Source organism: Aeromonas bivalvium (assembly GCF_000819765.1).
Classification (GTDB): domain Bacteria; phylum Pseudomonadota; class Gammaproteobacteria; order Enterobacterales; family Aeromonadaceae; genus Aeromonas; species Aeromonas bivalvium.
The window spans coordinates 1,961-3,905 of the sequence record NZ_CDBT01000020.1; the positions used below are offsets into that span (position 1 = coordinate 1,961).

Annotated in this window: 3 protein-coding genes; all 3 read right to left on the reverse strand. The window is 67.0% G+C overall.

All coding sequences use genetic code 11. From position 1 onward, the window contains the following. Positions 1–132: 132 nt before the first annotated feature. Positions 133–600 carry an NUDIX hydrolase gene (locus BN1119_RS07600; protein ID WP_041996073.1) on the reverse strand — a complete coding sequence of 156 codons (468 nt, stop codon included), beginning with the start codon at positions 598–600 and terminating at the stop codon, positions 133–135. 64 nt (positions 601–664) lie between these two features. Then, on the reverse strand, positions 665–1,573 hold the full coding sequence (locus BN1119_RS07605) for a pseudouridine synthase (RefSeq protein WP_041996076.1): 909 nt from the start codon (positions 1,571–1,573) through the stop codon (positions 665–667). Positions 1,574–1,656: 83 nt separating this feature from the next. After that, positions 1,657–1,945: GNAT family N-acetyltransferase (locus BN1119_RS07610; protein WP_041996078.1), on the reverse strand; the 289-nt coding region annotated here is incomplete at its 5' end.

The following is a 1,945-nucleotide window of genomic DNA, read 5'->3' on the forward strand; positions in this document are numbered from 1 at the left end:
CGGGGCGTATTCTACCAGAGTTTTGCGCCCCCGGTCACATCTCCCTGCCGCCGTTCCCCTCGGAAGCCTGGCGGCGGGAAATCGTTTTTCTTGTCTCGACCCCATAGCATCAAAAAGAGTTTCTAACGGCTCTCAGATAAAAGCCTTGAGGGCCGACAGCGGCAGGCGTGTGCCTGTCAGATAGTCCTGGATGCACTGCCACACCAATGGGCTTCGCAGGGCGGGCTTGCACTCGGCAATCTCCTCCAGGCTGAGCCAGTGACAGGCCAGTACGTCACCGTCGGGATCCTCTGGATGGTGCTGACCGGGCGACTTTTCAAGGTCGAAGATGACGGCGGTGCGCACAAAGGTGGCCTCGCTGTCTGCCGGTTTGAAGAGGTAGACCCCGAGCCAGCCGGTGGGGGCGGCGGTGAGCCCGGTCTCCTCCTTCAGCTCGCGGCAGGCCGCCTGGATGAGATCTTCCCCCGGCTCCACGTGGCCGGCGGGCTGGTTGAAGCGGCGCTGGCCCGCAATCTCCTCTTCCACCAGCAAGAAACGCCCCTGCCAGTGCACCAGGGCGGCCACGGTGAGGCGGGTGGGCAGCGGTGGGTGATCGCTCATAAGGACTCCTTGTCTTGTTGGCTGTGCCCCGGCAGGGGCGCTCGATGCAGATCCGCTGTCGCCTTCATTCAGAGGGCTTGGTGCGAGCCGGACGGCGGGTGGTGGTGCGCCCGCCGCTGCGATTGGCCGGGCGCGGGTCTGCCCCGCGGCGGTCCCGCCCCTGGCGTGGCTCCTGATCTGTTGGCCGGGCGGCTCGGGGGGCGCTGCGGCCAGTGCCCCCGGCTGCGGCGGATGCCCGTGGTTTGCCTTGCGTGGCTGCTGGTCGTGGCACGGGTGCCAGATCGGGGGCGGGCAGGGCGCGGCTCTCTCCCGGTGCCAGACCCTCGAGGGTCCACTCCCCGATGGCGTAGCGGATGAGGCGCAGGGTGGGGTGGCCGATATGGGCGGTCATGCGCCGCACCTGGCGGTTGCGCCCCTCCACGATTGTTATCTCGAGCCAGCAGGTGGGGATCTCCCTGCGCTCGCGTATGGGCGGATTGCGTGGCCACACCGCAGGGTCATCCATGATGCGCGCCCCGGCGGGCAGGGTCATACCGTCGTTGAGTTCGACCCCGGCGCGAAGAGCGGCCAGTTTCTCCTCGCTCGGGATACCTTCCACCTGCACCCAGTAGGTCTTGGGGGTCTTCTCTCCCGGCTGGGTGAGGCGTGCCTGCAGCTTGCCGTCGTTGGTGAGCAGCAAGAGCCCTTCGCTGTCTCTGTCGAGCCTGCCCGCGGCATAGATGCCGGGCTCCCTGATGTAATCCTTGAGGGTCTCGCGGCCCCCTTCGTCGGTGAACTGGCAGAGCACCATGTAGGGCTTGTTCAGGAGCAGCAGCTTGCGATCGGTAGGCACGGGGGCCCGTTTGCGCTCGTTGACTCTCCCTGGGGGCTGGGCTTCCCTGCGTTGGGATGGGCGCGCCGTGGCGGGCCCGTTGGCCTTGTGCTCGGTGTCTGGGCGGGCGGAGAGGGAGAGACGGGGACGGGCTGATTTCATCGCATGCCTACCAAAAACAGGGGATGGCGGAGTGTACCACAGGGGGCGGCCATCAGGGGGAGGGCAGGGCTCAGCCTCTCGGATCAGGGGGAAGCGGTGTCCGGCGCCAGCACGAGGGAGAGGCGCAGCATGTCCTTGTGCTGGATGCCGTGCTCCATCAGGGGCTCGGGATAGTGGGTGAGGAAGTGATCCTTCACGACGGCGTGGACGCGAAAGCCGTGGCGCTGGTAATAGGTGAGCTGGTGGCCGAAGCTGCCGGTACCGAGCTCGACGCGGCCTATCCCCTTCCCGGCAAGGCTCGTCAGCACGAAGCGCAGCAGGCCGGAGCCTATGCCCTGCTGCTGGCGGTTGGGGGCAACGGCGATGTTGAAG